This is a genomic window from Paenibacillus sp. 05T425 (assembly GCF_056396205.1).
The window spans coordinates 1-569 of sequence record NZ_JBFTLA010000057.1 but is presented as its reverse complement, the minus strand read 5'-3'; the positions used below and the strand labels follow the sequence as shown (position 1 = coordinate 569).

Annotated in this window: 1 protein-coding gene; it reads right to left on the bottom strand. The window is 61.5% G+C overall.

Features of this window, described 5'->3' with window-relative positions:
* A partial coding sequence (locus tag AC1DF0_RS32025) for a S1 RNA-binding domain-containing protein (RefSeq protein WP_477577590.1) occupies positions 1 to 569 on the bottom strand: 569 nt, incomplete at both ends.

The following is a 569-nucleotide window of genomic DNA, read 5'->3' as shown; positions in this document are numbered from 1 at the left end:
GGCACCGTCGATCTTCTCGCCCGGGGTGTCGCTCATGCGCATCGACAGGCCGACGCGTTTGCGCGGGATATCGACTTCCATGACCTTCACCTTGACCACATCACCGGCCTTCACCGCTTCGCGTGGATCCTTGATGAACTTCTCCGACAGCGCGGAAATGTGCACCAGACCGTCCTGATGCACGCCGATGTCGACGAAGGCACCGAAGTTGGTCACGTTGGTGACCACGCCTTCGAGGATCATGCCCAGTTGCAGGTCCTTGAGGTCTTCGACGCCGTCCTGGAACTCGGCGGTCTTGAACTCGGGACGCGGGTCGCGGCCAGGTTTTTCCAGCTCTTGCAGAATGTCGGTGACCGTCGGCAGGCCGAACGTTTCGTCGGTGTACTTCTTCGGGTCCAGGCGCTTGAGGAACGCGGCGTCGCCGATCAGCGAGCGAATGTCGCGGTCGGTTTCAGCGGCAATGCGCTGCACCAGCGGATAGGCTTCCGGGTGAACCGCCGACGAATCCAGCGGGTTGTCGCCATTCATTACGCGCAGGAAGCCGGCGGCCTGTTCGAAGGTTTTTTCAC